The 25465-nt window shown below is 69.4% G+C and carries 20 protein-coding genes and 1 pseudogene; 13 read left to right on the forward strand and 8 right to left on the reverse strand.

Annotation, left to right across the window (positions count from 1 at the left end):
• The first annotated feature begins 68 nt into the window (after positions 1-68).
• On the forward strand, positions 69-2534 hold the full coding sequence (locus AC1RNC_RS03155; protein WP_492883647.1) for a glycoside hydrolase family 3 protein: 2466 nt from the start codon (positions 69-71) through the stop codon (positions 2532-2534).
• Between the two features lie 25 nt (positions 2535-2559).
• Entirely contained in the window at positions 2560-3990 is a 1431-nt protein-coding gene (pyk, locus tag AC1RNC_RS03160) for a pyruvate kinase (protein ID WP_492883649.1), read from the forward strand.
• A 6-nt stretch (positions 3991-3996) separates the two neighbouring features.
• On the opposite strand, the gene AC1RNC_RS03165 is transcribed toward pyk, so the two are convergent.
• The 5 genes from AC1RNC_RS03165 to AC1RNC_RS03185 all read right to left on the reverse strand — a co-directional run bounded on the left by AC1RNC_RS03165 (position 3997) and on the right by AC1RNC_RS03185 (position 9061).
• Positions 3997-4683, reverse strand: coding sequence for a Crp/Fnr family transcriptional regulator (locus AC1RNC_RS03165; protein WP_492883651.1), 687 nt, complete (start codon positions 4681-4683; stop codon positions 3997-3999).
• Between the two features lie 622 nt (positions 4684-5305).
• A complete protein-coding gene (locus AC1RNC_RS03170; RefSeq protein WP_492883653.1) occupies positions 5306-5980 on the reverse strand; it encodes an SH3 domain-containing protein in 675 nt (224 codons plus the stop codon).
• A gap of 126 nt (positions 5981-6106) precedes the next feature.
• Positions 6107-7240: an acyl-CoA dehydrogenase family protein gene (locus tag AC1RNC_RS03175; protein WP_492883654.1), complete on the reverse strand. Its 1134-nt coding sequence runs from the start codon at positions 7238-7240 to the stop codon at positions 6107-6109.
• The gene (locus AC1RNC_RS03180) at positions 7240-7851 is read right to left on the reverse strand and encodes a 2-hydroxychromene-2-carboxylate isomerase (protein WP_492883656.1); all 612 of its coding nucleotides are present in this window, start codon (positions 7849-7851) and stop codon (positions 7240-7242) included. Before AC1RNC_RS03180 ends, AC1RNC_RS03175 begins: the two co-directional genes overlap by 1 nt.
• 4 nt (positions 7852-7855) lie before the next feature.
• Positions 7856-9061: an acyl-CoA dehydrogenase family protein gene (locus AC1RNC_RS03185; RefSeq protein ID WP_492883657.1), complete on the reverse strand. Its 1206-nt coding sequence runs from the start codon at positions 9059-9061 to the stop codon at positions 7856-7858.
• 185 nt (positions 9062-9246) lie between these two features.
• Between AC1RNC_RS03185 and AC1RNC_RS03190 the strand changes: the two genes are divergently transcribed.
• Positions 9247-10899, forward strand: a complete 1653-nt coding sequence (locus AC1RNC_RS03190) for a phosphatidylglycerol lysyltransferase domain-containing protein (RefSeq protein ID WP_492883659.1) — start codon at positions 9247-9249, stop codon at positions 10897-10899.
• 18 nt (positions 10900-10917) lie between these two features.
• Here AC1RNC_RS03190 and AC1RNC_RS03195 read toward each other — a convergent pair whose 3' ends face one another.
• Positions 10918-11133: a hypothetical protein gene (locus AC1RNC_RS03195; protein ID WP_492834675.1), complete on the reverse strand. Its 216-nt coding sequence runs from the start codon at positions 11131-11133 to the stop codon at positions 10918-10920.
• Between the two features lie 209 nt (positions 11134-11342).
• Here AC1RNC_RS03195 and AC1RNC_RS03200 point away from each other — a divergent pair, with 209 nt between their 5' ends.
• From AC1RNC_RS03200 to AC1RNC_RS03225, 6 genes and pseudogenes are all read left to right on the forward strand, one after another.
• Positions 11343-14303: an SEL1-like repeat protein gene (locus tag AC1RNC_RS03200; protein ID WP_492883660.1), complete on the forward strand. Its 2961-nt coding sequence runs from the start codon at positions 11343-11345 to the stop codon at positions 14301-14303.
• Between the two features lie 103 nt (positions 14304-14406).
• The gene (locus AC1RNC_RS03205; RefSeq protein ID WP_492883662.1) at positions 14407-15330 is read left to right on the forward strand and encodes a sulfite exporter TauE/SafE family protein; all 924 of its coding nucleotides are present in this window, start codon (positions 14407-14409) and stop codon (positions 15328-15330) included.
• Positions 15327-16088 (forward strand): TIGR02186 family protein, encoded by a 762-nt coding sequence (locus AC1RNC_RS03210; RefSeq protein WP_492883664.1) that lies wholly within the window; start codon positions 15327-15329, stop codon positions 16086-16088. Before AC1RNC_RS03205 ends, AC1RNC_RS03210 begins: the two co-directional genes overlap by 4 nt.
• Before the next feature lie 2 nt (positions 16089-16090).
• On the forward strand, positions 16091-16552 hold the full coding sequence (locus AC1RNC_RS03215) for a DUF3429 domain-containing protein (protein WP_492834667.1): 462 nt from the start codon (positions 16091-16093) through the stop codon (positions 16550-16552).
• Between the two features lie 61 nt (positions 16553-16613).
• A complete protein-coding gene (locus AC1RNC_RS03220; RefSeq protein ID WP_492883666.1) occupies positions 16614-16889 on the forward strand; it encodes a type II toxin-antitoxin system ParD family antitoxin in 276 nt (91 codons plus the stop codon).
• 29 nt (positions 16890-16918) lie between these two features.
• Positions 16919-17194, forward strand: a pseudogene (locus AC1RNC_RS03225) (type II toxin-antitoxin system RelE/ParE family toxin); the annotation flags it as partial.
• Here the strand turns inward: AC1RNC_RS03225 and pdeM are convergent.
• Both pdeM and AC1RNC_RS03235 read right to left on the reverse strand, forming a co-directional pair.
• Positions 17191-17898, reverse strand: coding sequence for a ligase-associated DNA damage response endonuclease PdeM (pdeM, locus tag AC1RNC_RS03230; RefSeq protein ID WP_492883668.1), 708 nt, complete (start codon positions 17896-17898; stop codon positions 17191-17193). The pseudogene AC1RNC_RS03225 and the gene pdeM overlap by 4 nt on opposite strands.
• Positions 17895-20453 (reverse strand): ligase-associated DNA damage response DEXH box helicase, encoded by a 2559-nt coding sequence (locus AC1RNC_RS03235; protein WP_492883669.1) that lies wholly within the window; start codon positions 20451-20453, stop codon positions 17895-17897. Before AC1RNC_RS03235 ends, pdeM begins: the two co-directional genes overlap by 4 nt.
• 146 nt (positions 20454-20599) lie before the next feature.
• Between AC1RNC_RS03235 and AC1RNC_RS03240 the strand changes: the two genes are divergently transcribed.
• The 4 genes from AC1RNC_RS03240 (at position 20600) to AC1RNC_RS03255 (ending at position 25462) form a co-directional block, all read left to right on the forward strand.
• Complete coding sequence (locus tag AC1RNC_RS03240) at positions 20600-21595, forward strand: SEL1-like repeat protein (protein ID WP_492883671.1); 996 nt, start codon at positions 20600-20602, stop codon at positions 21593-21595.
• Positions 21596-21655: 60 nt separating this feature from the next.
• Positions 21656-24484, forward strand: a complete 2829-nt coding sequence (locus AC1RNC_RS03245) for an ATP-dependent DNA helicase (RefSeq protein WP_492883672.1) — start codon at positions 21656-21658, stop codon at positions 24482-24484.
• An 88-nt stretch (positions 24485-24572) separates the two neighbouring features.
• Positions 24573-24836 (forward strand): helix-turn-helix domain-containing protein, encoded by a 264-nt coding sequence (locus AC1RNC_RS03250; protein ID WP_492834653.1) that lies wholly within the window; start codon positions 24573-24575, stop codon positions 24834-24836.
• Positions 24837-24886: 50 nt separating this feature from the next.
• Positions 24887-25462, forward strand: coding sequence for an SRPBCC family protein (locus AC1RNC_RS03255; protein ID WP_492883674.1), 576 nt, complete (start codon positions 24887-24889; stop codon positions 25460-25462).
• Positions 25463-25465: the final 3 nt, after the last annotated feature.

A 25465-nucleotide genomic window follows, 5' to 3' on the forward strand; every position in this document is an offset into this window, starting at 1 on the left:
CGCGTCGAGCGCTTTTCCCCTTCAATTCACGCGATCCGCCCGGGAGCGGCGTATCCTTGGGAAGAACCATGTCCGCATCCAGCCTCGTCCGCGCGTCCGCCCTGGCCCTGATCCTGGCCGGCGGCCTCACGGGAACGACCCTGGCGCAGAACGCCGCGACGGCCCATCCGAGCGTCTGGCCCAAGGCCCACAGTCCCGCGACGATCACCGACGCCCGAACCGAGGCCTTCATCACCAAGCTGATGAGCCAGATGACCGTCGAGGAGAAGGTCGCCCAGACCATCCAGGCCGACGGCGCGTCGATCACGCCGGAAGAGCTGGCGAAGTATCGCCTGGGCTCGGTGCTGGTCGGCGGCAACAGCGCGCCGGACGGCAATGACCGCGCCACGCCCCAGCGTTGGGTCGAGTGGATCCGCGCCTTCCGCGCGGCGGCGCTGGAGAAGCGCGGCGGTCACCAGGAAATCCCGATCATGTTCGGCGTCGACGCCGTGCATGGCCACAACAACGTCGTGGGCGCGACGATCTTCCCGCACAATGTCGGTCTGGGCGCGGCGCGCGATCCGGACCTGATCCGCCGCATCGGCGAGGCGACGGCGCAGGAGATGGTCGCGACCGGCGCGGACTGGACTTTTGGTCCCACCGTGGCCGTGCCGCGCGACGAACGCTGGGGCCGCGCCTATGAGGGCTATGCCGAGGACCCGGAGGTGGTGAAGGCCTATTCCGGCCCGATGACCCTGGGCCTGCAGGGACCTTTGATCGCCGGCAAGCCGTTGGGCGCCAACCATGTGGCCGGCTCGGCCAAGCACTTCCTGGCCGACGGTGGCACCGTGGGCGGCAAGGACCAGGGCGACGCCCAGATCTCCGAGGCCGATCTCGTCCGCCTGCACGCCGCCGGCTATCCGCCGGCCATCGACGCGGGGATCCTGTCGGTGATGGTCTCTTTCTCCAGCTGGAATGGGGTCAAGCACACGGGCAACAAGAGCCTGCTGACCGACGTGCTGAAGGGGCGGCTGGGCTTCGAGGGCTTCGTGGTCGGCGACTGGAACGCCCACGGCCAGGTCGAGGGCTGCACCAACACCAACTGCGCCCAGGCCTATCTGGCCGGCATGGACATGATCATGGCCCCCGATAGCTGGAAGGGCCTCTACGACAATACCTTGGCCCAGGTGAAGGCCGGCCAGATCCCGATGGCGCGGATCGACGACGCCGTGCGGCGCATCCTGCGGGTCAAGGTCAAGGCGGGCCTGTTCGAGGACAAGCGCCCGCTCGAGGGCAAGTACGAACTGCTGGGCTCGCCCGCGCACCGCGCCGTGGCCCGCGAGGCCGTCCGCAAGTCGCTCGTTTTGCTGAAGAATAACGGCGTCCTGCCGCTGAAAAGCTCGGCCCATGTGCTGGTGGCGGGCGACGGGGCCGACGACATCGGCAAGGCCGCCGGCGGCTGGACCCTGACCTGGCAGGGCACGGGCAACAAGAACAGCGACTTCCCCAACGGCCAGTCGATCTACGCCGGCGTCGCCGAGGCGATGAAGGTGGGCGGCGGTAGCGCCGAACTGTCGGCCTCGGGCGACTTCAAGACCAAGCCTGACGTCGCCATCGTGGTGTTCGGCGAGAACCCCTATGCCGAGTTCCAGGGCGACATCGCCAATGTCGAGTACCAGCCCGGCGACAAGACCGACCTGGCCCTGCTCAAGAAGCTGAAGGCTGCCGGGATCCCCGTGGTCTCGGTGTTCCTCAGCGGCCGCCCGCTGTGGACCAATCCCGAGATCAACGCTTCGGACGCTTTCGCGGCGGCCTGGCTGCCGGGCTCGGAAGGCGGCGGTGTCGCCGACGTGCTGATTGGCGACAAGGCGGGCAAGCCGCGCCATGACTTCCGGGGCAAGCTCTCGTTTTCGTGGCCCAAGCGGGCCGACCAGGAGCCGCTGAATGTCGGCGACAAGAACTATGATCCGCAGTTCGCCTACGGCTACGGCCTGAGCTACGCCAAGCCCGGCAAGGTCGCGGTGCTGTCCGAAGACGCCGGCGTCGCTTCGACGGCGGCGGTCAATGTGGACCGCTATTTCGCCGCCGGCCGCGCGCCGCCGCCGTGGGCCCTGAACGCCAGCGGGGCCATTTCGCTGAAGACCATCGACGCCGGCGCGCAGGAGAACGCCCGTCAGGCGACGTGGAGCGGGGAGGGGCCGGGGAGCCTGACGATCGCCGGCCCGCCGGTCGATCTCTCGCGCCAGACCACCGGCGACATGGCGGTGATGATCCGGTACAGGGTGGATGCGTCCCCAGAGAAACCGGTCTCCCTGGGTTTGGCCTGTGGCGAATCCTGCGGTGCGACGGTAGACGTTACGTCAACGTTGTCAGGTGTGAAACGCGGCGAATGGCATACGGCCAAGATCAAACTTTCCTGCTTCAGGGCCAAGGGCGCGGACATGACGCATGTTTCGTCCCCCTTCGCGCTGTCCACCGCCGGACGCATGACGTTGTCATTCACCGAAATCAGGCTGGCCTCCAACGAGGGCGACGCCTTCTGTCCGCCGGGCTGACCCAAGACCAGGAAGGAGCGACGGCATGATCCGCGCCCGTCGCTCGCGCATCGTCGCCACCCTCGGTCCGGCCTCGAGCACGCCGGAAATGATCGTCACCTTGGCCAGGGCCGGGGCGGACGTCTTCCGCCTGAACTTCAGCCACGGCGCCCACGAGACCCACGCGGCCGTCTATGCGGCGATCCGCGAGGCCGAGAAGACCGTGGGCCGCCCGCTGGGCATCCTGGCCGACCTGCAAGGCCCCAAGCTGCGCGTCGGCAAGTTCGCCGAAGGTCCGGTCATGCTGAAGGCCGGCCAGGCCTTCCGCTTCGATAGCGACCCCACCCCGGGCGACGAAACGCGGGTGCATCTGCCGCATCCGGAGATCCTGACCGCCATGCGGCCAGGCGCGACTTTGCTGCTGGACGACGGCAAGCTGCGCATGACCGTGACCGACGCCGGTCCGGGCTATGCCAACACCACCGTGGTCAATGGCGGCAAGCTGTCCGAACGCAAGGGCGTGGCGGTGCCGGACGTCGTCATCCCGATGTCGCCCCTGACGCCGAAGGACCGCGAGGACCTGGCCTTCGCGCTTCGCCTCGGCGTCGACTGGATCGCCCTGTCGTTCGTGCAGGCCCCGGAGGACATGGCCGAGCTGCGCCGGATCGTCGAAGGCCGCGCCGCCGTGCTGGCCAAGATCGAGAAGCCCCAGGCCCTGAAGGTGCTGGGGCCGATCCTCGACCTCTGCGATGGCGTCATGGTGGCTCGTGGCGACCTCGGCGTCGAAATGGCCCCGGAAGAGGTGCCGGTGGCCCAGAAGGAAATCCTGCGGGCGGCGCGCGAGCGCGGCATCCCGGTGATCGTCGCCACCCAGATGCTGGAGTCGATGATCAGCTCGCCGACCCCGACCCGCGCCGAAGCCTCGGATGTGGCCAACGCCGTCTACGAGGGCGCGGACGCGGTGATGCTGTCGGCGGAATCGGCGGCCGGCGACTATCCCGAAGAGTCGGTGTCGATGATGAACCGCATCATCGAGCGCGTCGAACGCGATCCGCGCTGGCCCGAACTGATGCAGGCCGAACAGCGCCACGACGATGACGACGCCGACGTGCTGGTGGTCGCCGCCGCCGGCGCGGCCAAGTCCGGCTCGACCAAGTGCCTGGTGGCCTTCACAACCACGGGCGCGACCGCGCGTCGCCTGGCCCGTGAACGCCCGCTGCAGCCGGTCCTGGCGCTTTCGCCCGACATCAACGCCGTGCGCCGCATGACCCTGTGCTGGGGAATCGAGCCGCGCGTCAGCGCCCAGCCCGACAGCCTGGAGGTCGTGACCACCGACGCGTCGAGCAAGGCGCTGGAGCTGGGTCTCGTCGCGCCGGGCGAGCGCCTGCTGGTCGTGGCCGGCACGCCGTTTGGCGCGCCCGGGGCCGCCAACCTGCTGCGGCTGGCCCACGCGCCCGCGCCGTCTCGTCGGCGCTAGCCCCGGCTAGCCGGCGAAAGACGCCGGCAGCAGCCGCTCGTAGCCGCGACGCACCGCGCCGTAGCACTCGCAGGCCATGGCTTCGAGGCCGTCGCGGTCCAGGATGTCGACCACGCCACGGCGATAGCGGATCAGGCCCTTGCTCTGCAGCGAACCGGCGACGGCCGTGACGGTCGTGCGCTGGACGCCCAGCATGTCGGCCAGGAACTCCTGGGTCAGGTTGACGGTGTTGCTGTCGATGCGGTCGTGGCAGCCCAGCAGCCAGCGGCAGAAACGAGCCTCGACGGCGTGCAGGGCGTTGCAGGCCACCGACTGGATCGCGTGACCGAACAGCGCCTCGTTATGACGATCCACCAGATCGCGCAGCGCGGCGCTTCGCCTCCAGACCTCATGCAGGGGCGCAGCGGCGATCCGCAGGGTCGAGCCCGGAGCCTGGACGATGGCGCGGCTCAGAGCTTGTCGCGGCGCGACGGCGGCCATCAGGCCCAGAGCGCCTTCGCGGCCGATGGTGGCCGACTCGATGGCCGCGCCGTTTTCCATCAGGGTCATCAGCGAGATGACGCAATCGTTCGGGAAATAGACCTGATCGATCTGGTCGCCCGGATCATGGAGAAGGCGCCCCTTCTCCAGATCGATCGCGGACAGATGTGGCGCGAGAAGGGCCCTGTCCTCGGACGGCAGCGCGGAAAGCAAGCGGTTCTTCAAGGTCGCCAACGGCCCAGTCATGTGGAATCGAACGCTGTCTCACGGCAAGGGTTTCAAGCTATAGGTGGGGGCGTTGCTGGGTGCCGTCGCTTAGCCGACACAATGCAGTCAGGACGGCCGCAAAAACAGAAGAGTCCACGAAACAGCCTGCTTTTCGCCATCATTTGGCATTTTGAGTGTCTGTCGGGTGGTCGACATAACTACTCAATCTAGGTGCGTGGCGACTTGAACTGATCTGAAGCGGGCAAAGGAAAAGCCGCCTCGAAAGGGCGGCTTGAAGATGGTGCGGAACAAGGAATGGGACGGGCGGGGAGCTGTTGGCTCCTGCTCTGGCGGTCGGTGGCGAGGTCGCCCCTGGCCCTGTCTCGCTCTTGCCTGGACCGGCGTCGGGCATGGGCGGCCTTCCTGCGATCGGGGAACCGCAAGGAAGAGCCGTTGGCGCGGGCGGCGGTTCCCGCGCCCCAGGCCGCCGAACCTGACCCGGGGACGGGAGGGATTCGAGCGATCTGGTCCCACGCGTGCGAGCCCTCGTCAGCTACCCAGAAGGCGAAGGTTCGTACGCCACGGGCCTTGTTGGAGGCGCACCGCCGAGCGCCTCCGCCGTTCAGAACTACTTCGGCTTGGCGAAGGCCGAGGACATCCAGCCCCGGGCGCCGTTCTCGTCGTCGACTTCCATCCAGACGCCGTTGCGCTGGCCGGTCGGATAGACCGCGCCGCCGGCCTTGACCTTGCCGACGATCGCGCCGGTCGGCGAGGCGGCGCCGCGCAAGGAGACTTCCTGGGTCGTGGCCAGCAGGTTCGGCGCGGCGGACGCGGTCGGCGCGGCGGTGGTCATGGCGGCCGAGACTTGCGTGACGGCGGCCGCGCCGCACTTGCCCTGATAGAGGCCGCCCATGACCGCCCGGCGCTGCTGGGCGAGCTGGATGTTCTGGGCTTCGCGCTGAGCCTTGGCGGCCGCGGCGGCCTTGGCCTGGGCCGCGGCGGCGTTGGCGAACATACCCAGACCCGGGACGCGGCCCAGAGCCCCGCTGTACAGGGCGGCGTTGACGCCCAGGCTGGCGGCCGTCTCGGCCCCGCGCGCGCCGGCCTCGGCGCTGGCGATGGCGTTGTTGGAGACGCCCATCATCTGGTCCATGCGGACCATCTCGGCGCTGATCTGGTCGCAGGTCATGGTCGCGTCGGCCGGGTAGCTGAGCTGCAGCTGGGCCTGGGCGCTGGTGGCGATGAGGGCGAGGCCCAGCACGGCGCCAAATCGGGCAAAATTGGCGGCGATGGTCTTGGTCATGATGGCTCCCCTGGACGGAAGCCGTCTTTGGCCCGCTCCCCGCGAGACCCGCTCCGTCAGTACGAGAACGACGGTATCCGGGCCTCGCGGAGGCGGCCTATCCCCAGGGCTGGGGGTAGCGTTGGGTCAGAAACCCATCAGCCGCGCGTAGCGGTCGCGGTGGAAGCTGGCGCCGCCGAACAGGGCCTCGGTGACGCGGGCGCGCTTCATGTAGAGACCCGCGTCGTGAGCGTCGGTCATGCCGATGCCGCCATGCATCTGGACCATCTCGTTGGAGGCGAGGTGGACGAGGTCGCTGGCCTTGGCCTTGGCGAGGGAGGCGAGGGCGCGGGTGTCGCCCCCGGCATCCAGGGCCTCCAGCGCCGCCTCGACGCACGAGCGCGTCGTCTCGATGTCGGTGAACCACTTGGCGGCGCGGTGTTGCAGGGCCTGGAACGTGCCGATGACCTGGCCGAATTGTGTGCGGGTCTTGATGTAGTCCAGCGTGATATCGAAAGCCGCCGAGGCGCTGCCCAGCATCTCGGCCGCCAGGCCGGCATAGGCGCGGTCCAGGACCGGCTCCAGCACCGCCCAGCCCTTGTCGACCTCGCCCAGCACCGCGTCGGCGCCGACTTCGACGCCATCGAAGGCGACCCGGGCCGCGCCGCGCGAATCGATCAGTGAAAGGTGCGTGCGGACGACGCCGGGCGCGTCGCCGGCGACCAGGAACAGGGTCAGGCCCTCGGTCGAGCCCACCGCGCCGCCGGTGCGAGCGACGACGATCAGCAGGTCGGCGGCCTCGCCGTCCAGCACGAAGGTCTTGGTCCCGTTCAGCACGAAGCCCGAAGCGCCCTTGGTCGCGGTCAGGGCCGTGCGGGCCGGATTGTGGTGCGAGCCCTCGTCGACGGCCAGGGTGGCGACGGCCTCGCCGGTGGCGATCTTGGGCAGCCAGGCCGACTTCTGTGCGTCCGAACCCCCCAGCTGAAGCGCCGAGGCGGCGATCATGGCGGTGGAGAGCAGCGGAGAGGCGGTCAGGGTCCGGCCAGTCTCTTCCAGGATCAGGCCCAGGCCGAGATAGCCGAAGGCCGAGCCGTCATGGTCCTCCGGCACGATCACCCCGGCCCAGCCCATCTGGCCCATCTCGGCCCAGGCGTTGGGATCGAAGCTCTGCTTGGATTTGCCATCGCGCAGCTTGCGCAGGGCGCCGACGGGGGCGCTTTCGCTGGCCCAACCCTTGGCGGCGTCGCGCAGCATGGTCTGTTCTTCGGTCAGGACGGCCATCAGGCGTGCTCCCTGGATTGATGACGGACGGCCCAGTCGAGGGCCTGTTCCAGACGGTCGTTGCCCCAGAAGAGCTCGCCGTCGGCGGTGAGGAAACTGGGCGCGCCGAACAGGCCGCGCTCCTTGGCCATGCGGACATGGTCCTTGAGCAGGGCCTTGATCGGATCGGACTGAGCGGCGGCCAGGACGTGTTCGGGACCCGCGCCGACCTCGGCGATCAGCGGGGCGAGAACCTCGGGACTGGAGATATCCAGGTCGTCGACGAAGTTGGCCTGGTAGACGGCGCGGCTGAACTGAGGCGTCCAGCCGTCCTCCAGTCCGACCAGGGCCACGCGGGCGGCCAGCAGGCTGTTGCGCGGGAACTGGCTGGGGTGACGCAGGGGCAGGCCCTGCTGCTCGCAGACCCGCTCCAGGTCGCGCCACATGTACTCGCCTTTCACGGGGAAGGCGTTGAAAGGACTGTCTTTCAGCCCCTGCTGCTCATGGAATAGCGGGCCGACGATGAACGGCCGCCAGGCCACGGCCACCCCCTTGTCGGCGGCCAGCCGCTCGATGCGCATGGCCGCCGGATAGGAGTAGGTCGAGGCGAACTCGTACCAAAACTCGATCATCGGACTATTGATGGTCCAGCAGGCCAAGAACCCGCTTGGCGACGACGTTGAGGTTCACCTCGCTGGTGCCGCCCTCGATCGAGTTGCCCTTGGCGCGGAGCATGGCGCGGGGGGCGGCCAGTTCTTCCGACGTAAAGCCTTCGCCTTCCCAGCCGAGACCCTGCAAGCCCAGCGCCTCGACCAGGAGCTCGGTGCGCTCTTGGTTCATCTTGGCGGCGGCGTACTTAATGATCGAGACGGCGGCGCTGGGGCCCGAGCCCTGCTTGGACTCGGCTTCGGCGCGGCGCACGGTCAGCATGAAGGCGTGGGCGTCCATCGAATGGGCGGCCAGACGCGCGCGGAAGTCGCCGTCGGCGATGCGGCCTTCGCCATCGACGCCGATCTCCTTCTTGGCTGCGTCGACGGGCGAGAGCCCGCCGCCGCCGCCGAAGCCCGAGGCGCTGATGTTCTGGCGCTCGTACTGGAGCAGGCGCTTGGCGATGTCCCAGCCGCCGTTCAACTTGCCGACCAGTTGGTCCTTGGGGACCTTCACATTGTCGAAGAAGGTCTCGCAGAAGGGCGAGGAGCCGCTGATCAGCTTGATCGGTCGGGCCTCGACGCCGGGCGACGTCATGTCGAACAGCACGAACGAAATGCCCTCGTGCTTCTTGCTGGTGTCGGTGCGCACCAGGCAGAAGATCCAGTCGGCCTGGTCGGCGTAGCTGGTCCAGACCTTCTGGCCGTTGATCAGGTAGTGATCGCCCTTGTCTTCGCACTTGGTCTGCAGGGACGCGAGGTCGGAGCCGGCGCCGGGTTCGCTGTAGCCCTGGCACCAGCGGGTCTCGCCACGCACGATCTGCGGCAGGAAGCGCTGCTTCTGTTCCTCGGTGGCGTATTCCAGCAGCACCGGGCCCAGCATCCAGATTCCGAAGCTCATCAGGGCGGGGCGGGCCTTCAGGCGACGCAGCTCCTGCTCCAACACCTTGTTCTGAGCCTTGGAGAGACCGCCGCCGCCGTACTCCTTGGGCCACATCGGGGCGGTCCAGCCCCTCTCGGCCATGCGGTCCAGCCACAGCTTCGCATCCGGGTTCTTCCAGACCATCTTGCGGCCGCCCCACGGGGCCTCGTCCTCGCTCATCGGCGCGTTCAGGGACGGCGGATAGTTGGCCTCGAGCCAGGCGCGGGTCTCGGCGCGGAAGGCGTCGAGCTCGGTTCCCCCGAAGTCGGCCATCGTCTCATCTCCCTAATCGGACGGTTATTGGCCGCCACACTACGCCGCCCGGCGACGGCGGCAAGTCGATTCAAACGGTCGTTCGCATCTTCCCTCGAACCGCGACGGTGACCCTGTCATGGTTTGCGCGGTATAGGAGGTGTCGTTGCTGGATCCCGCGAGGGATTCGTCCTTCCGGGATCTGGATGTCCTCGACAGTTTTCAGGCCCGCGGCTCTGGCGATCGCTCCGACCCTGGCGGCGATCCTGACCGCGTCGGCCGGCGTCATGCTGCTGGCCTCGGGGGCGACTCCCTCGGAACCGACCCGCTTCCTGCTGCTGCTGGCCTTCGCGCCGGACCTGCTGATCGAGATCAGCCACTTCTTCTCCTCCATCCTGGGCCTGGTCCTGCTGCTGCTGGCGTTCGGCCTGCGGGCGCGGCTGGGCGCGGCCTGGTGGGCGGCGCTGGCCGTGCTAGCCGCCTCGGCGGTCCTGGCGATCTTCAAGGGCCTGAACTGGGAAGAGACCGCCATGCTGTCGGTGTGCTTCCTGGCCATCCTGCCGTTCCACGACGCCTTTCCGCGCAAGGCGGCCCTGACCAAGATGGAGATCACGCCCGGCTGGCTGCTGTCGGCCGCCGCCGCGATCATCGGGGCCAGCCTGCTGGGCTGGTGGTCGTTCCACCACACCGAATTTGCAGACAAGTCCTGGATCCGGGTGCTGCAGGACCATGACGAGGCCGCCCGCGCCATCCGCTCGTCGATCGCCGCGGCCATCGCGCTGCTAGCCGTCGGCGTCTGGCGACTGGTCGCCACGGCCGCCACGCCGGCCGTGGTCGACGACACGGATCCGGAATTCGACCGCGTCCGCGCCATCCTGGCCAAGGCCCAGGGCGCCGAGCCCAGCGCCAACCTTGCCTTGCTGGGCGACAAGCGCTTCCTGTTCTCGGCCTCGGGCGAGAGCTTCCTGATGTTCGGCGTGCGAGGGCGGTCGTGGATCGCCCTGGGCGCGCCGGTCGGCAAGGAAGAGGAGCGCATGGAGCTCTTCTGGCGCTTCCGAGAACTGGCCGACGCCCACGCCGCGCGGGCCGGCTTCTACGGCCTGGGTCCCGATGACCTGCCGGACTCCGTGGACCTGGGCCTGGCCATCCAGAAGACAGGCGAAAGCGCCGCGGTGCCGCTGGAGGCCTTCAGCCTGGCCGGTCGCCGCCGCGAGGTCCTGCGCCGCAACTGGCGCAAGGCCGGGGAGGGCGGGGCGGCCTTCGAAATCCTGCCGGTCGGCGCCGCCGTGGCGATCATGGACGAGCTGAAGGCGATCTCCGACGCCTGGCTCAGCCACCACGCCGGCGGCGAGAAGAGCTTCTCGATGGGCGGCTTCGATCCGCGCTACGTGGCCGAGTTCCCGGTCGCGGTGGTGCGTGACGAGGAGGGCAAGATCGTCGCCTTCGCCACCCTGTGGCTGACGGCGTGCAAGACCGCGTTCTCGATGGACCTGATGCGCTACTCCGACGAGGCGCCCAAGAACGTCATGGACTACCTGTTCGTCGAGCTGCTGCAGTGGGGCAAGGACGAGGGCTATCAGGCGTTCGAGTTCGGCATGGCCCCGCTGGCGGGGCTCGAGGATCGGCCGCTGGCGCCGATCATGTCGCGCGTGGGCCGGCTGCTCTACGAGCGCGGCGAGGAGATCTACAATTTCCAGGGCGTGCGGCGGTACAAGGACAAGTACGACCCTGTCTGGCAGCCGCGCTACATTGCCGCGCCCCACAAATGGGCGATCCCTTTCCTGCTCGCCGACATCGGTCTGTTGTCCTCTGGCGGGATGTCCGGCCTGACCAAACGGCCCAAGAAGGCCGCTAACTAGCCTTGCGACGCCCGCGACCTAGTATCGCGGCGGGTTACCGGTCTGGACGCCCAACAGGTTGAACAGGTGCACCAACATCAGCATCAGGCCGACCACGCAGACCATCATCAGCGGACGCCACGGCACCATGCGCGGGCCCTTTAGGACATTGATCGGACGCGCCCCCAGCCACCCGAAGACGAGGGCAAGAGTCAGGAACACAACCGCGGCGGAAATGGTCAGGGGGAGATCCATGGCCGCTTCTAGGCCTGCGACAATCCGCCTGGCAAATGGTTAACATGCGTTAACCCTCTTGCGTTTTAACCACGCTACAGAATCTTGGGACTCTGTCCCGATTCCTCCACAGTGAATCGTGCAGCCACTACATCTGGCGTTTTGGTCGCGTTTACACCCCAGGAATCGGTGACTAGCGTTTTCCTCAGATGCGAGGAGATCGATTCGCAATGACTGCGGCGTCGCCATGGAGCGTAAAGGGGATCGACCCCAAGGCACGGGAGGTCGCCAAGGACCTCGCGCGTCGCTCTGGCATGACTCTGGGCGAATGGCTCAATCGCATGATCATCGAGGGCGATGGTCAGGCAGCGGATCAGTTCTCGGACAAGCCCGCGGATCGGGACGAGGCGCGCAGCCGCGCCTATCTGGAAGTCGTGAAGGAGGATGCGCCCCCGCGTATCGAGATCGCCGAACATCCGGCGGACGAGGTCGGCCGCGTGGCCCTGGCCCTGGACCGCCTGACCCAGCGCATCGAGGCCGCCGAAGGCCGCAACGCCGCCGCCATCTCCGGCATCGACCATTCCGTCCGCGACGCCCTCACGCGCCTGGGACGGTCCGAGCGCGAACAGATCGCCGTGGCCGCCCGTTTCGAGGGCGCCGTCGACGAGTTGAAGACCGAGCAGGCGCGCGCCGCCGAGCGGACGCGCCGCATGGAGGCCGAAGCGGCCGGGCCGCGCTCGGCCGAGGCGCTTCGCGCGCTCGAAGGCGCCTTGGGCAAGGTCGCCAGCCACCTCTATGACGGCGAGGCCCGCACCCGCGAGGCGATCGCCGCGTTGGAAGCCCGCGTCAACGCGACGTCGGCGCCGCAGGATCCCACCGCCCTGGTCGACGCCGTCGTGGCGCGCCTGAGCGAACGCCTGGAAGCCGCCGAGACCCGCACCAGCGAGGCCCTGCGCGACATGAGCTCGTCGTTCTCGGCGCTGGACCAGCGCCTGGGCGCGGTCGAGGGCGCCAATCCGGCCGCCGGCGTGCAGGAGCGCCTCGACAGCCTGGCTGTCAGCCTGACCCAGAAGATGGAAGCCGCGCGCCTGGAGATGGCCGCCAAGCTGAAGGAATCCGCCGACGGTCGCTTCGACCGCATGGAGCGCAAACTGGGCGAGATGGCCGCCCACGTTCAGGCCGCCGAGCAGCGCTCGGCCCAGGCCATCGAGCGCATGGGCCGCGAAGTGGTCGGCGTCGCCGACGCCTTCAATCGCCGCGTCCAGGCCGCCGAGCAGCGCAACGCCACGGCCATCGAGCAGGTCGGCGGCGAAGTGGCGCGCATCGCCGCCAACGTCGAGCACAAGCTGAACCGCGCCGACAGCGTCCAGGCCCAGGCCCTGGAAAAGCTGGGCGCGGAAATCGCCCGCATCACCGAGAAGCTGGCCGAGCGGATCGGCAGCGCCGAGCGCCGCAACGCCCTGGCCATCGACGACGTCGGCGAGCAGGTCGCCCGCGTCACCGAGCGCCTGAACCAACGCCACGAACGCTCCAGCCAGGAACTGGTCGACCGCATCCGCCAGAGCGAGGAGCGCACGCTCCGCATGCTGGAAGAGGCGCGCGAAAAGATCGACACCCGCCTGCTCGACGCCCAGCGTAAGCTGGAAGCCGCGCCGCCGCCGGTGGCCGCGGCCCCCGCGCCGGCCCGTGTCGCTCCGGCCCCGGCGGTCTCGCCGTTCGATGATCCCTATTTCGGCCGGTCGGCATCGTTCAGCCAGTCGGCTTCGTTCGACGACGACCAGGACGTCTTCGATGCGCCGGCCCCTCCGTCGCGCGAGCCCAGCTTCGAGATCGCCGAGTTCCCGGCCGCCGAGCCGGAAGAGCACACCTTCGCGCACGACGACTACGCCATGGCCGACGGCTTCGAGCCGGAGGCGCCGCGCTACGAGGAGGTCGAGCCCGAGGTTTCCGACTTCGCTCCGGTCCAGCCTACCCGGCCTATGTCGACCCGCGACATCATCGAGCAGGCCCGCGCCGCCGCGCGCGCCGCCGCGGCCGCCGACGCCAAGACCGTGGGCAAGGCCAAGCCGGAAAAGAAGGCCAAGGCCCCCAAGCCCGCGAAGGGTGAAAAGACCGGAACGCCGCTGTTCAGCGGCTTCGGTTTCGCCAGGAAGTCCAAGAGCCGCCTGGGCGCGACCGTCGCCACCGCCGTGATGGTGTTTGGCGGCGCCGGCGCCCTGGGCGCCATGGTCGGCGGCTTCATGCTGCTCAGCGCCGACGGCAGCGGGGCGACCCCGACCCGCGTGGCCGACGCCATCGCCGGCCGCAAGTCGGACGTCGAGGTCACCCGTCCGGAAGCCGACACCACGCCGGGCCAGCCGCGCGCCGCGGTGGCCCTGACCACGGGCGTCACGCCCGTTCAGGCTGACGCCGCGGCCGCGCCGGTCGCCACCGACAACGCCAAGGCCCTGTTCGAGGATGGCGTCCGCAAGATCGAGATCGGCGACCGCTCGGGCCTCGACATCCTGCGCAAGGCCGCCAACGGTGGCTATCCCGCCGCGCAGTTCTACCTCTCGAAGATGTATGAGGCCGGCAAGGGCGGCGTGAAGCAGGACATGCCGGAAGCCCGCCGCTGGAGCGAACGCGCGGCCGCCGGCGGTGACCCGCGCGCCATGCACAACCTGGCGCTCTACTACTTCAAGGGCGAGGGCGGCCCGCGCAACTCGACCACGGCGGCGACCTGGTTCCGCAAGGCCGCCGACACCGGCCTGGTCGACAGCCAGTTCAACCTGGCCCAGCTCTACGAAAGCGGCCTGGGCGTCAGCCAGAACCCGGCGGAAGCCTACAAGTGGTACGTGATCGCCGGCCGTTCAGGCGACGCCACCGCCCGCAGCCGCGCCAACGCCCTGCGCGCCCAGTTGACGGCCGAGGCCCAGCAGACCGCCGATCGCTCGGCCCTGGCCTTCCGTCCGCAGACCCAGACCCAGACCCAGACGGCCAGCCTGACCGCGTCGGCCCCGGCCGCCAACGCCAACCTGGGCATGGCCCAGAAGGTGCTGTCGCAGCTCGGCTACTACCAAGGTCCGCGCGATGGCGTCGCTTCGCCGGCCCTGCGCCAGGCCATTGCCGCCTACCAGCGCGACCAGGGGCTGCCGGCCTCGGGCGGCATGGACGGCGAAACCCTGAACCGCCTGTCGGTCTACGCGCGCTAGGTTGATCTTCCCGCGCAATGCGGGAGAGCATCTATCGCGTTGACCCTCCGGCCTTCACCCGGCAATCAGGGATATCCCGGACGCCGAAAGGGCCGCGCGCGCCTTGCACTTCTACCTGCCCATCGCCGAGGTGTCGGTGAACGCGCTGCTGCTGGTGGTGCTGGGCGGGCTCGTGGGCTTCATCTCCGGCATGTTCGGCATCGGCGGCGGCTTCCTGATGACGCCAGTTCTGGTGTTCATGGGCATCCCGCCGGTCGTGGCCGTGGCCAGCGAGGCCAACCACGTCGCCGCTTCGTCGGTCTCCAGCGTCATCGCCTACAGCAAGAAGCGCTCGGTCGATTTCCGCATGGGCGGGGTGCTGGCCTGCGGCGGGGCGATCGGCTCATTCATCGGGGTCGAGGTGTTTCGCTGGTTGCGCCTGATCGGCCAGGCGGACTTCGCGGTGTCGCTGTCCTACCTGTTGTTCCTGGGCGTCATCGGCGGGCTGATGCTGACGGAGTCGGTGGGGACGATCCTGCGCCGCCGGAGCGGCCAGCCGCCCAAGCCGCGCCGCGACCGGCGACCGGCGCTGCTGTACGCCCTGCCGTTCAAGGTCCGCTTCCCGCGCTCGCGGCTCTATATCAGCGTCATCCCGCCGGTCCTGCTGGGCGTGTTCGTCGGCGTCCTGTCGGCGGTGATGGGCGTCGGCGGCGGCTTCATCCTGGTGCCGGCCATGATCTACCTGCTGCGCATGCCCGCGCCGGTGGTCATCGGCACCAGCCTGTTCCAGATCGTCATCACCACCTCGCTGACCAGCGTGTTGCAGGCCGGCCGCAACCAGACGGTCGATATCGTGCTGGCGACCCTGCTGCTGATCGGCGGGGTGATCGGGGCGCAGCTGGGCGCGCGGGCCTCGGGCCGCTTCCGCGCCGAGGAGTTGCGGGCGCTTCTGGCCGTGCTGGTGCTGGTCGTTGGCCTGCGCATGGGCGCGGACCTGTTCATCAAGCCCGAGGAAGCCTTCGTCCTGATGACGGGAGCGGCGCGATGATTCCGTTGGTCGCCGCCCCGCCCGCGCCGGCGGTTTCGGCCGCCCTGACCGACACCGAGATCCGGGTCAGCTCCGGCTTCCGGGGCGCGCGGATCGTGCTCTATGGCGCGGTGTTCGATCCGACGGACCGGCCCAGCGACATCGTCGTCATCGTCCGCGGCCCCGACCAGCCGCTGCGTATCGCCCGCAAGACCCAGGTCGCCGGCCTGTGGCTGAACAGCCGTCCCGTGGTGTTCCGCGGCGCCCCGGGCTTCTACCGCGTGGCCTCCACCCGCAAGCTGCAGGACATCGCCGGCTTCGCCCCCTTGCGCCACCTGGGCGCGGGGCTGGAGCACCTGGCCATCGCCGCGCCCCTGGAGCAGCGGGTCGAAACCACCTATGGCGTCCGCGACGTCGTGGTCAGCCGCTTGGGCGCGGACTACCTCGACTGGCGGCGCGCCGTGTTGCGCCTGAAGGAGAAGGCCGGCCTCTACGCCGCCGACCCGCAAGGCGTCCGCTTCGTCGACAAGGGCCTGTTCCGCGCCGAGCTGGACCTGCCGGCCGAGGCGCCGATCGGGCGGTACACGGCCCGCATCGTGCTCTTCCAGGACGGCAAGCCGGTGTCGATCCGCGACCGCACCCTGGTGGTCGAGAAGGCCGGCGCCGAGCGGGCGCTCTATGTCTTCGCCAAAGATCGTCCGTGGACCTATGGGCTCGTGTCGGTAATAGTCGCGCTCGGGGCAGGGTGGGCGGCTTCGGTCGCCTTCCGAAGGAGTTGAGCATGAACGAGTCCGCGGGCGAGCGGACGCCGGTTCCGCCGGCGGTATGGGTCTTTGGTCTATCGACCCTGATTCCTTTCTTCATCTCGTCGGTGTTGTTCTGCTACGGCCCCGACAGCATCCAGAAGTCGTCCCTGACGGCGCTGCTGGCCTATTCGGCCGCCATGGTCTCGTACTTCGGGGGCGTGCGTACGGGGCTGGAGATCGAGAACCCCAGCCCACGCTGGTCGGTCCTGGGCATCTCGCTGCTGTTCCCGCTGTCGGGTTTCGGCCTGTTGCTGGGCGAGCTGAAGTTCGAGCCGGCCTGGCAGCTGTCGGGTTTCCTGCTGGTCTTCCTGCTGCAGTGGGTCTGGGACGTCACCGACCACGAGGGCCCCAGCTGGCGCCCGCGCATGCGCACCCTGCTGACCGCCGGCGCGGCGATCTCCCTGGCGTTCGCCCTGGAGCAGGCGCTGCATATGTAGCGGACGCGCTTGCTGGCGTTCGGTCGATAGGATTTAATCCTACTATATGCGAGGGCCCATTATGCGATCGACCAAGCAGCTCAGCGTAACCCTTCCCAATGAGATGGCCGCCCAGGTTCGGGCCAAGGTCGAGTCTGGCGCCTATGCCAGCGAGAGCGAAGTCATCCGGGAGGGCCTGCGCGCGCTTCAGGCCCAGGAACGGGCGCTTGAAGCCTGGCTGCACGGCGAGGCGGCCAAGGCCTATGACGCCTTCGAGGCTGATCCTTCCCGAGGACGTTCGAGCCAGGATGTGCGAGCCGCGCTCGCCGCCGCGCACGCACGCGGCTCCAAGGCCTGATGAGCATTTAATTCAGTCGTCTAACGCCCGAAGCAGAGGGCCACCTCCTCGCGCTCTATCACTATCTGTCTGTCGAGGCGTCGCCGAGGACGGCGGCGCGCTTCACGGATGAGATCGTCGATCGCTGTGAAGCGCTTAGTAGCTTTCCCGAACGTGGCGCGCCGCGGTTTGACGTGCGGCCGGGTCTTCGCACGCTCTCTTTCCGGCGGGTGACGATCACCTACGCCTTGAAGGGCCGACAGGTGGTCATTGTCGGCATCTTCTATGGCGGCCAGGACTACGAAAGCATCCTGGGGCAGGACTAATCCGGACGCAGAGACTTCCGCCCCACGGCATGGACCCGCTTCGGCCCCAGCGCGCCCGCCAGGAGCGAACCCGCGAACAGGTTCGAGAACGCCTCGTCCAGGATGTTCAGCCCGCCGGTGAAGGCCCCGAACGCCGGCAGCACCAGCCTCTGGCCGTCGGTGACGAAGCAACGGCGGCGGGTGGTGGCGCGGCCGCTGGTGATCTTGGCGGCCGGGTGCAGGTGGCCGGCGACCTCGCCTAGCTGAACGCCGGGCAGGGGCTCGTGGCGCAGGGTCAGGCCCGACACCGACGCCTCGTCGATGATGTCGCCGGGCAGCACCTTGGGGCCGTCGGCGTCGTGGTTGCCCACGGCCCAGACCAACTCGCGACCCACGGCCAGGCCTTCCAGCCGTCGATAGTCGTCCGCCGCCAGCCGGGACTCGCCGCCGCCGTCGTGGAAGCTGTCGCCGAGGAAGATCAGCGTCGCGGGCGAGAGCAGGGCGAGCTCGCGGTCCAGGCGGTCCAGGGTCTCGCGCGTGTCATAGGGCGGCAGCATCTGGCCGAAGCGCGCGGCGTAGCTGCTGCCCTTCTCGAAGTGGAGATCGGCGACCACCAGCGTATTCTCGCGCTCGAGCCACAGGGCGCCGGACCAGCGCAGCATGACCTCGACATTGGCCAGGGCCACCCGCAGGCCGCCGCAGAGAGAGGGTTCGAAACGCGTCACGACATGGCCTCGGCGATCAGGTCTTCCTCGGCCTCGGCCAGGATCATTTCGCCGGCCGCGTCGCCCGGCGCGCGCTCGCGGCCGATCTCCAGCATGATCGGCACGGCGAACGGCGAGACGCGATCCAGCCGCACGTGGCGGATGCGTCCTTGCACGCGGGTCAGCATGTCGCCCAGGCGGGCGATGTCGAGCATGCCGGTGGCGGCGTCGTGTCGGGCGCAGCGGAGCATCAGATGGTCGGGCTGGTGTTTGCGCAGCACGTCGTAGATCAGGTCGGTGGAGAAGGTCACCTGGCGCCCGGACTTCTCGGCGCCGGGGTGGCGGCGCTCGATCAGCCCGGCGATCAGGGCGCAGTGCTTGAAGGCCCGCTTCATCATGAAGCTTTCGTCCAGCCAGGCCTCCAGGTCGTCGCCCAGCATGTCCTGGGCGAACAGTTCGTCGAGATCCAGACCGTCCATCGGCCGCAGCGACCAAATGTTGAGGGCGTAGTCGTTGCAGACGAAGCCCAGAGGCCCGACGCCCAGGCGGTCGAGCCGCCGGGTCAGCAGCATGGCCAGGGTGGTGTGGGCCAGGCGCCCGTCGAACGGATAGCAGACCAGGTGGAAGCGCTTGCCGCGCTGGAAGGTCTCCAGCAGCATCTCGCCATCGCCGGGGATGGCCGAGCGGACCTTCTGCCAGCTCAGCCACTCCTGGACGTCCGGCGGCAGGGCGGCCCATTCGCGCTCGTCGTGCATCATCTGGCGCACGCGGCTGGCCAGATAGGTGGAAAGCGGGAACTTAGAGCCGCCCCAACTGGGCATCTTCGGGTCATCGTTCGGCGCGGGCGAGACGAAGGCGTCGGCGCCCACGAGGCTGTTGTAGCGCCAGACCTGCCCGGCGAAGACGAAGGTGTCGCCCGGCGTCAGCTGCTCGAAATAGCCCTCTTCCGCCTCGCCGATTTTGCGGCCGCCCATCGGCCTCTTGCCGCCGCCGATGCGGATGTTGATCATGCCCGGCGAGACGATGGCCCCGACGTTCATCCGATGCTGCAGGCGGGCCTGGGCGTTGCGCGCGGTCCACAGGCCATCCTCGTTGCGCACGATGCGGCGGAACTTGTCGTAGGTGCGCAGGGCGTAGCCGCCGGTCGAGACGAAGTCGACGATGGTCTCGAAGTCCTCCCACGAGAGCTCGGCATAGGGGCCGGCCGAACGGACCTCGTCATAGAGGTCGGTCAGCGCGAAGGGTTCGGAGCAGGCGCAGCCCATGACGTGCTGAGCCAGGACGTCCAGCGCGCCGAGACGTGGCGGATCGCCGTCCAGGTGGTTTTCCAGGATGGCGTCGGCGGCGGCGCGGCACTCCAGCATCTCGAAGCGGCTGGCGGGCACGAACAGGGCGCGGCTGGGTTCGTCCAGGCGGTGGTTGGCGCGGCCGATGCGCTGCACCATCCGCGAGGCGCCCTTGGGCGCGGCCAGCTGGATGACCAGGTCGACGTCGCCCCAGTCGATGCCCATGTCCAGGGTCGAGGTGCAGACCACGGCCCGCAGCGCGCCGCGCGTCATGGCCGCCTCGACCTTGCGCCTTTGCTCGGCCGACAGGCTGCCGTGGTGCAGGGCGATCGGCAGGTCGTCCTCGTTCAGCTCCCACAGGCGCTGGAACGCGAACTCGGCCTGGAAGCGGGTGTTGACGAAGATCAGCGCCGTCTTCGACGACTTGATGATCTCGTAGACCTCGGCCATGGCGTGCTCGGCCGTATGGCCGGCCCACGGCACGCGGCCGCCGGAGACCAGGACTTCCACGACCGGCTGCGCGCCGCCGGAGCCGAGGACGAGGTCGATGTTCAAGCCCCTTCCCCCTTGCGGGGAAGGGGTTGGGGATGGGGGTGCTTTCTGGGCGTCGGCGGCGCTGACACCCCCACCCCCTGCCCCCTCCCCGCAAGGGGGAGGGGAGGTCACGTCGTTACGCCCCAGCCACTTCCGAACCAGGTCCGGATCGTCGACCGTCGCCGACAGCCCCACCCGTCGCATCGACGGCGCGAACTGCTGCAGGCGCGCGAGACCCAGCGCCAGCAGGTCGCCCCGCTTGCTCGGCCAGATGGCGTGGGCCTCGTCGACGATCACGCAGCGCAGGTCGCTGAAGTATTCGCGCGCGCCTTCCCAGGCGCAGAACAGGGCCAGTTGTTCGGGCGTGGTCAGCAGGATGTCCGGCGGTCTCACCCTTTGACGCGCCTTGCGGGCCTCGCCGGTATCGCCGGTGCGGCTCTCGGCCACGATCTTCAGGCCCATCTCGCGGATGGGGGTCAGCAGGTTGCGCTCGACATCGACGGCCAGGGCCTTCAGTGGCGAGATATAGAGGGTATGCACCCCGGCCGGCGTGTTGCGGGGCGCTCGCTCGGACAGCTCGATCAGGCTGGGCAGGAAGCCGGCCAGGGTCTTGCCGCCGCCGGTCGGGGCGATCAGCAGAGCGCCGCGACCCTCACGGGCCTTCTCCAGCATGGCCAACTGGTGCTCGCGCGGGCTCCAGCCGCGGGCGGCGAACCAGTCTCGAAACCTGGGAGGAAGGGCGTCAGCCGCGAGCATTGACCGCGATATAGCATGTTCCCCTTCTGTTTCATCTGTCTTTTGAACCCGTATCGGGCGAGTCCGGTTGCGCGCGGCCGGGCGGACGGGTGTCTGCCTTGACGCTCCCGCGGTCGATGCCACGATCCCGGGACGGTGGGGACGTGATGCGTAGCAGAGTGCCGCCCTTGATGTTGGTGTTGGCCTTGGCGTTGTCGCCGTCGTTGCTGATGGGCGGCGGCGCGGCGTTCGCACGGGCGGACGGTTCCTCCGAAGCCAAGGCGACCTTCGCGGCGACCCTGAAGGACGCCCAGGGCGGCGACGCCACGCGCTATGTCGACCTGGCCAAGCTGTACCTGGACGGCGAGGGCGTCGATCGCGACGTGCCCCAGGCCCTGGCCTGGCTGCGCAAGGGCGTGGCTGGCGGCGATCCAGACGCCATGGTCGAGCTGGGCAATGTCTATTTCGACGGCGCGGACGGGGTGAAGATCGACCGCCGCGCCGCCATGAAGCTCTACGCCCGGGCCGCGCGGCTGGGGGACCCCAACGGGATGTACAATCTCGGCGTCGCCTACGAAGGCGGCGAGGGGCTGCCCGAGAACCCGCGCCTGGCGCTGGCCTGGTACCTGAAGGCCGCCGCCGCCGGGTCCGCGCGCGGCTATTACAGCGCCGGCGAGGCCTATCTGGACGGCGCCGGAACGCGGGTCGACACGGCCAAGGGCGTGGCCCTGCTGCGCAAGGCGATCGAGATGGGCTCGCCCGACGCCATGAACGAGATGGGCCGGCTGCACTCGGAGGGGACGGGCGTGCGCCTGGACCAGGCCGAGGCCCTGAAGTTCTACCGCGCCGCCGCCGCCAACGATCTGGCGGCCGGCATGTCGAACCTGGGCGTCGCGCACCACAACGGCGAGGGCGTACCGATCAACTACACGGAGGCCATGCGCTGGTTCCAGATGGCGGCCGAGCGGGGCTATCTCGAAGCCTGGTACGACCTTGGCGTCATGTGCGAGCGCGGGCAGGGCATCAAGGCCGACGATGACCTGGCGCTGCTGATGTATCGCAAGGCGGCCGAGAGCAAGGACGCCGACCTGCGCCAGAAGGCCCAGAAGGCGATCAATCGCCTGGAGGGCGTCGACGACGATGACGAGGTCCCTGTCGTCTGAGGCGCTAGGGAAGCGCTTGTTCTTATTCTGTTTCGTCGCGGTTTCTGCTAACGGAGTCGGGTGACCGCTTTCCCGCCGACTCTGGATCTCGCCCCCGCGCTCGTCGTGCTGCCTGGGCCGCGCGCGGGCGTGGCCGACGGGGCGGGCGAGGGTCGGATGCTGCGCCCGCCGGACGCCCGCGACCTGTTCGAGCATGGCCCGGTGCTGGTGGCCCACGCGGCGATGACCGCCCGCCGCTTGAACCTGTCGCCGCCTTCGCGCCTTGCCCGCCTGTTCGACGTGCTGGAGCTCTACGCCTTCGTCCGGCCGGCGACCTTCTGCGCCCCGTCGGCCGTGGGCCTGGCCATGGCGCTGGGGCTGCGCGAGCCGCACGGCGCGGCCGAACAGGCCCAGAGCCTGCGCGAGAGCGCCGACGCCCTGCTGCGCGATCTGGCCCTGACTCCAGTCCCCTCGCGCGAGGAGGCCCTGGCCGTGGCCGAGACCCTGGCCAAGGCTGGCTGGTCGTGGGGGCCGGCCGTGATCGGCGCGCTGCGCTCGGTTCAGGCCGGCAACCAGTTCCGAGGCTCGGGCCTGGACGTCTGGGCGCGGTTGGTCGAATGGGAGGATCAGGCCCCGCCCGGCGAGCCCGGCTCGCGGCCGATCGATCCTGAACGGGCCGGGGAGCGGCTGGCCGAGCTGCTGAAACGCTCCGGCCTGGACGAGGTGCGCGAGGCCCAGGTGACCTTCGCCAAGGAAGCGGCCTTCGCCTTCCAGCCGCGCGAGCGCGAGGGCGAACCGCGCATGATGCTGGCGGAGGCCGGCACCGGCGTCGGCAAGACGCTCGGCTACCTGGCGCCGGCCTCGCTGTGGGCCGAGGCCAACGGGCCGTCGGTCTGGATCAGCACCTATACCCGCGCCCTGCAGCGCCAGATCGAGCGCGAGAGCCGGTCGATCTATCCCGATCCCAAGGAGCGGGCGCGCAAGGCGGTGGTTCGCAAGGGGCGTGAGAACTATCTCTGTCTGCTGAACTTCCAGGAGCAGATCAACGGCGCCCAGCTGGGCAATGGCGATCTGATCGGCCTGGCGCTGACGACGCGTTGGGCGCGCGCGACCCGCGACGGCGACATGACCGGCGGCGATTTCCCCGCCTGGCTGCCGACGCTGTCGGCGGTGCCGCCTTCGGCCCAGGCCAGCCCGTCGAACCTCGTGGACCGGCGCGGCGAGTGCATCCACGCCGGCTGCCAGCACTATCGCATCTGCTTCATCGAGAAGGCCGTGCGGGCGTCCAAGCGCGCCGACATCGTCATCGCCAACCACGCCCTGGTCCTGACCCAGGCCGCGTTCGACGGGGCGCGGACGGCGCGGGGCCTTAAGGGCGACAACGAGACCACCAGTCTCAAGCGCATCGTCTTCGACGAGGGCCACCATCTGTTCGAGGCCGCCGACAGCGCGTTCTCGGCCGCCCTGTCCGGCGCCGAGGCCGCCGAGCTGCGCCGCTGGATCCGTGGGCCCGAGGGGCGTGGCCGACGCGGGCGGGGTCTGGAGGCGCGCCTGCTGGACATCCTCGGCGACCGCGAGGGCGCGCGGGGGGCGATGACCCAGGCCCTGCATGCGGCGGCCGCCCTGCCGGGCGAGGGCTGGTCTGGCCGGGTCGCGCCGCCGGATGGCCAGATCAATCCGATCGGACCGATCGAGAATTTCCTGGTCGCGGTGATCGAGCAACTGCGGGCCCGCGTCGGCGAGCGGGGCGGCGGCGCGGATCTGGGCCTGCAATGCGACGCCCGGCCGGCCACCGACCTCGTCCGCGAGCGCGCGCCGGAGGCCGCCAAGGCCCTGGCCGCCATCGAGGCGCCGTTGCTGGCCCTGGCCCGCGCCCTGGAAGACGTGCTGGACGAGGACGCAGAGCACCTGGGCCCTTCCGAACGCGCCAGGATCGAAGGCGCGCTGCGCGGCCTGGACCGTCGCGCCCGCATGACCCTGCCGGCCTGGCGCTCGATCCTGAAGGCGATCGAGGACGACGACGTCGAGCCCAGCGAGACCGATCCGGACTTCGTCGACTGGTTCGAGGCGACGTTCCTGTATGGCCGGGTCGTCGACGCCGCCTGCCGCCGCCACTGGGTGGATCCGACCGAGCCGCTGCGCGCGGCGGTGCTGTCGCCAGCCCACGGGGTGCTGGTGACCAGCGCCACCCTGGTCGATCCGGCGCTGGAGGATCCGTTCGCCCTGGCCGAGATGCGCACCGGCGCGGCCCGCCTGCCGACCGCGCCCAAGGTGCTGCGGCTGGTCTCGCCGTTCGACTACGAGAACAACGCCAAGGCCTACGTCGTCACCGACGTGAACAAGGAGGACCCGCGCCAGGTCTCGGCCGCCATGCGCGAGCTGTTCCTGGCGTCCGGCGGCGGGGGGCTTGGCCTGTTCACCGCCATCCGCCGGCTGAAGGCCGTGCACGAGCGCATCGCCGCCCCGCTGGCCGACCAGGGGCTGGCCCTTTACGCCCAGCACGTCGATCCGCTGGAGGTGGGGGCGCTGGTCGACATCTTCCGGGCCGAGGAGGATGCCTGCCTGCTGGGCACCGACGCCATCCGCGACGGTGTCGACGTGCCGGGCCGATCCCTGCGGCTGCTGGTTTTCGACCGCGTGCCCTGGCCGCGTCCCGACGTCCTGCACAAGGCCCGCCGCCTGCGCTTCGGCGGCAAGGGCTATGACGACGCCGTGGCGCGGGCCCGCATCAGCCAGGCCTTCGGCCGCCTGATCCGCCGCGCCGACGACCGGGGCGTGTTCGTCATGCTGGACGCCGCCGCGCCGACCCGGCTGTTCTCCAGCCTGCCCGAGGGCGTGACCCTGGAGCGGGTCAGCCTGGTCGAGGCCATCGAGGCCACGGGGGCGTTCCTCGCCAAACAAGGCGCCTGAAGACTTCGCCCTGACTCAAAGCCGTCGAATTTCTGCAATCGACGGAGCCTAGAAGCTCTCCTCGGGGATAGGCCGTAGGAGCGTAACGATGATCAGACCCGCCGACCCCGCGATCGATGAAGCCGCCGCTCCGTCGCGTTCGCGTTCCGCCCGCGCCTTGGTTCAGGCCGTGCGCTGGCGCACGGGGCTCAGCCAGGCGGACTTCGCCCGCGTCTTCCACATCGACCGGACGCTGCTGGAAGACCTGGAGCACGGCGACGCCCGCCCCGACGCCGCCCTGACCGCTTACCTCCGCGTGATCGATCATGCCCCCGATGTGGTGCGCGAAGCGCTGGCCGTAGCGCGGCCGTAGCGTCCATCAGCCCGCCGCCGACGTAGCTGCTCCAGGCAAGGAGCGGACACATGCGGCGATGGATGGCGGCGGCGGCGATGGTGTGGGCCCTGAGCGGGTCCGCCCACGCCTTCGAATTGACGGCCAAGGCCCAGGCGGCCCTGGCCAGGGGCGAGGGCTATGCCGAGGTCTCGCCTGATCCCGACGGCGTCTCCGGCCGCGTTCGGGCGGTGGTCGACGTCGCCGCGCCGCCGGAAAGGGTCTGGGCGATCATGACCGACTGCGCCACGGCGGGGCGGATGATCAGCAACCTGGCCAGTTGCCGCGTCGTCTCCGGCGACCAGCGCAGGGGCTGGGATATCCGCGAGCACGTCACGCGGCGCACCTTCGTCTTTCCGAGCATGCGGATCGTGTTCCGATCGGACTACGAGCCGGTCAGTCGGATCCGCTTCCATCTCGTGGAGGGCGACCTGAAGGTCGAGCAGGGCGAGTGGCGGCTGCAGCCGCTGGACGGCGGGCGCGGCACGCGGGTGTTCTACGACAACCGCCTGGCGGTCGACTGGCCTGTCCCCAAGGCCATGATGCGCGAGGCGCTGCGCAAGGATACGCCGAAGGTCCTGATGAACCTCCGGCGCGCCTGCGAGTAGGTC

This window comes from Caulobacter sp. GW822-FHT01G02 (assembly GCF_058802865.1).

Excerpts from the sequence above, each read along its gene's own strand:
- AC1RNC_RS03155 (WP_492883647.1), top strand. The coding sequence starts at position 69 with ATGTCCGCATCCAGCCTCGTCCGCGCGTCCGCCCTGGCCCTGATCCTG.
- pyk (WP_492883649.1), top strand. The coding sequence starts at position 2,560 with ATGATCCGCGCCCGTCGCTCGCGCATCGTCGCCACCCTCGGTCCGGCC.
- AC1RNC_RS03170 (WP_492883653.1), bottom strand. The coding sequence starts at position 5,980 with ATGACCAAGACCATCGCCGCCAATTTTGCCCGATTTGGCGCCGTGCTG.
- AC1RNC_RS03175 (WP_492883654.1), bottom strand. The coding sequence starts at position 7,240 with ATGGCCGTCCTGACCGAAGAACAGACCATGCTGCGCGACGCCGCCAAG.
- AC1RNC_RS03180 (WP_492883656.1), bottom strand. The coding sequence starts at position 7,851 with ATGATCGAGTTTTGGTACGAGTTCGCCTCGACCTACTCCTATCCGGCG.
- AC1RNC_RS03185 (WP_492883657.1), bottom strand. The coding sequence starts at position 9,061 with ATGGCCGACTTCGGGGGAACCGAGCTCGACGCCTTCCGCGCCGAGACC.
- AC1RNC_RS03190 (WP_492883659.1), top strand. The coding sequence starts at position 9,247 with ATGTCCTCGACAGTTTTCAGGCCCGCGGCTCTGGCGATCGCTCCGACC.
- AC1RNC_RS03195 (WP_492834675.1), bottom strand. The coding sequence starts at position 11,133 with ATGGATCTCCCCCTGACCATTTCCGCCGCGGTTGTGTTCCTGACTCTT.
- AC1RNC_RS03200 (WP_492883660.1), top strand. The coding sequence starts at position 11,343 with ATGACTGCGGCGTCGCCATGGAGCGTAAAGGGGATCGACCCCAAGGCA.
- AC1RNC_RS03210 (WP_492883664.1), top strand. The coding sequence starts at position 15,327 with ATGATTCCGTTGGTCGCCGCCCCGCCCGCGCCGGCGGTTTCGGCCGCC.
- AC1RNC_RS03215 (WP_492834667.1), top strand. The coding sequence starts at position 16,091 with ATGAACGAGTCCGCGGGCGAGCGGACGCCGGTTCCGCCGGCGGTATGG.
- AC1RNC_RS03220 (WP_492883666.1), top strand. The coding sequence starts at position 16,614 with ATGCGATCGACCAAGCAGCTCAGCGTAACCCTTCCCAATGAGATGGCC.
- AC1RNC_RS03235 (WP_492883669.1), bottom strand. The coding sequence starts at position 20,453 with ATGCTCGCGGCTGACGCCCTTCCTCCCAGGTTTCGAGACTGGTTCGCC.
- AC1RNC_RS03240 (WP_492883671.1), top strand. The coding sequence starts at position 20,600 with ATGCGTAGCAGAGTGCCGCCCTTGATGTTGGTGTTGGCCTTGGCGTTG.
- AC1RNC_RS03250 (WP_492834653.1), top strand. The coding sequence starts at position 24,573 with ATGATCAGACCCGCCGACCCCGCGATCGATGAAGCCGCCGCTCCGTCG.
- AC1RNC_RS03255 (WP_492883674.1), top strand. The coding sequence starts at position 24,887 with ATGCGGCGATGGATGGCGGCGGCGGCGATGGTGTGGGCCCTGAGCGGG.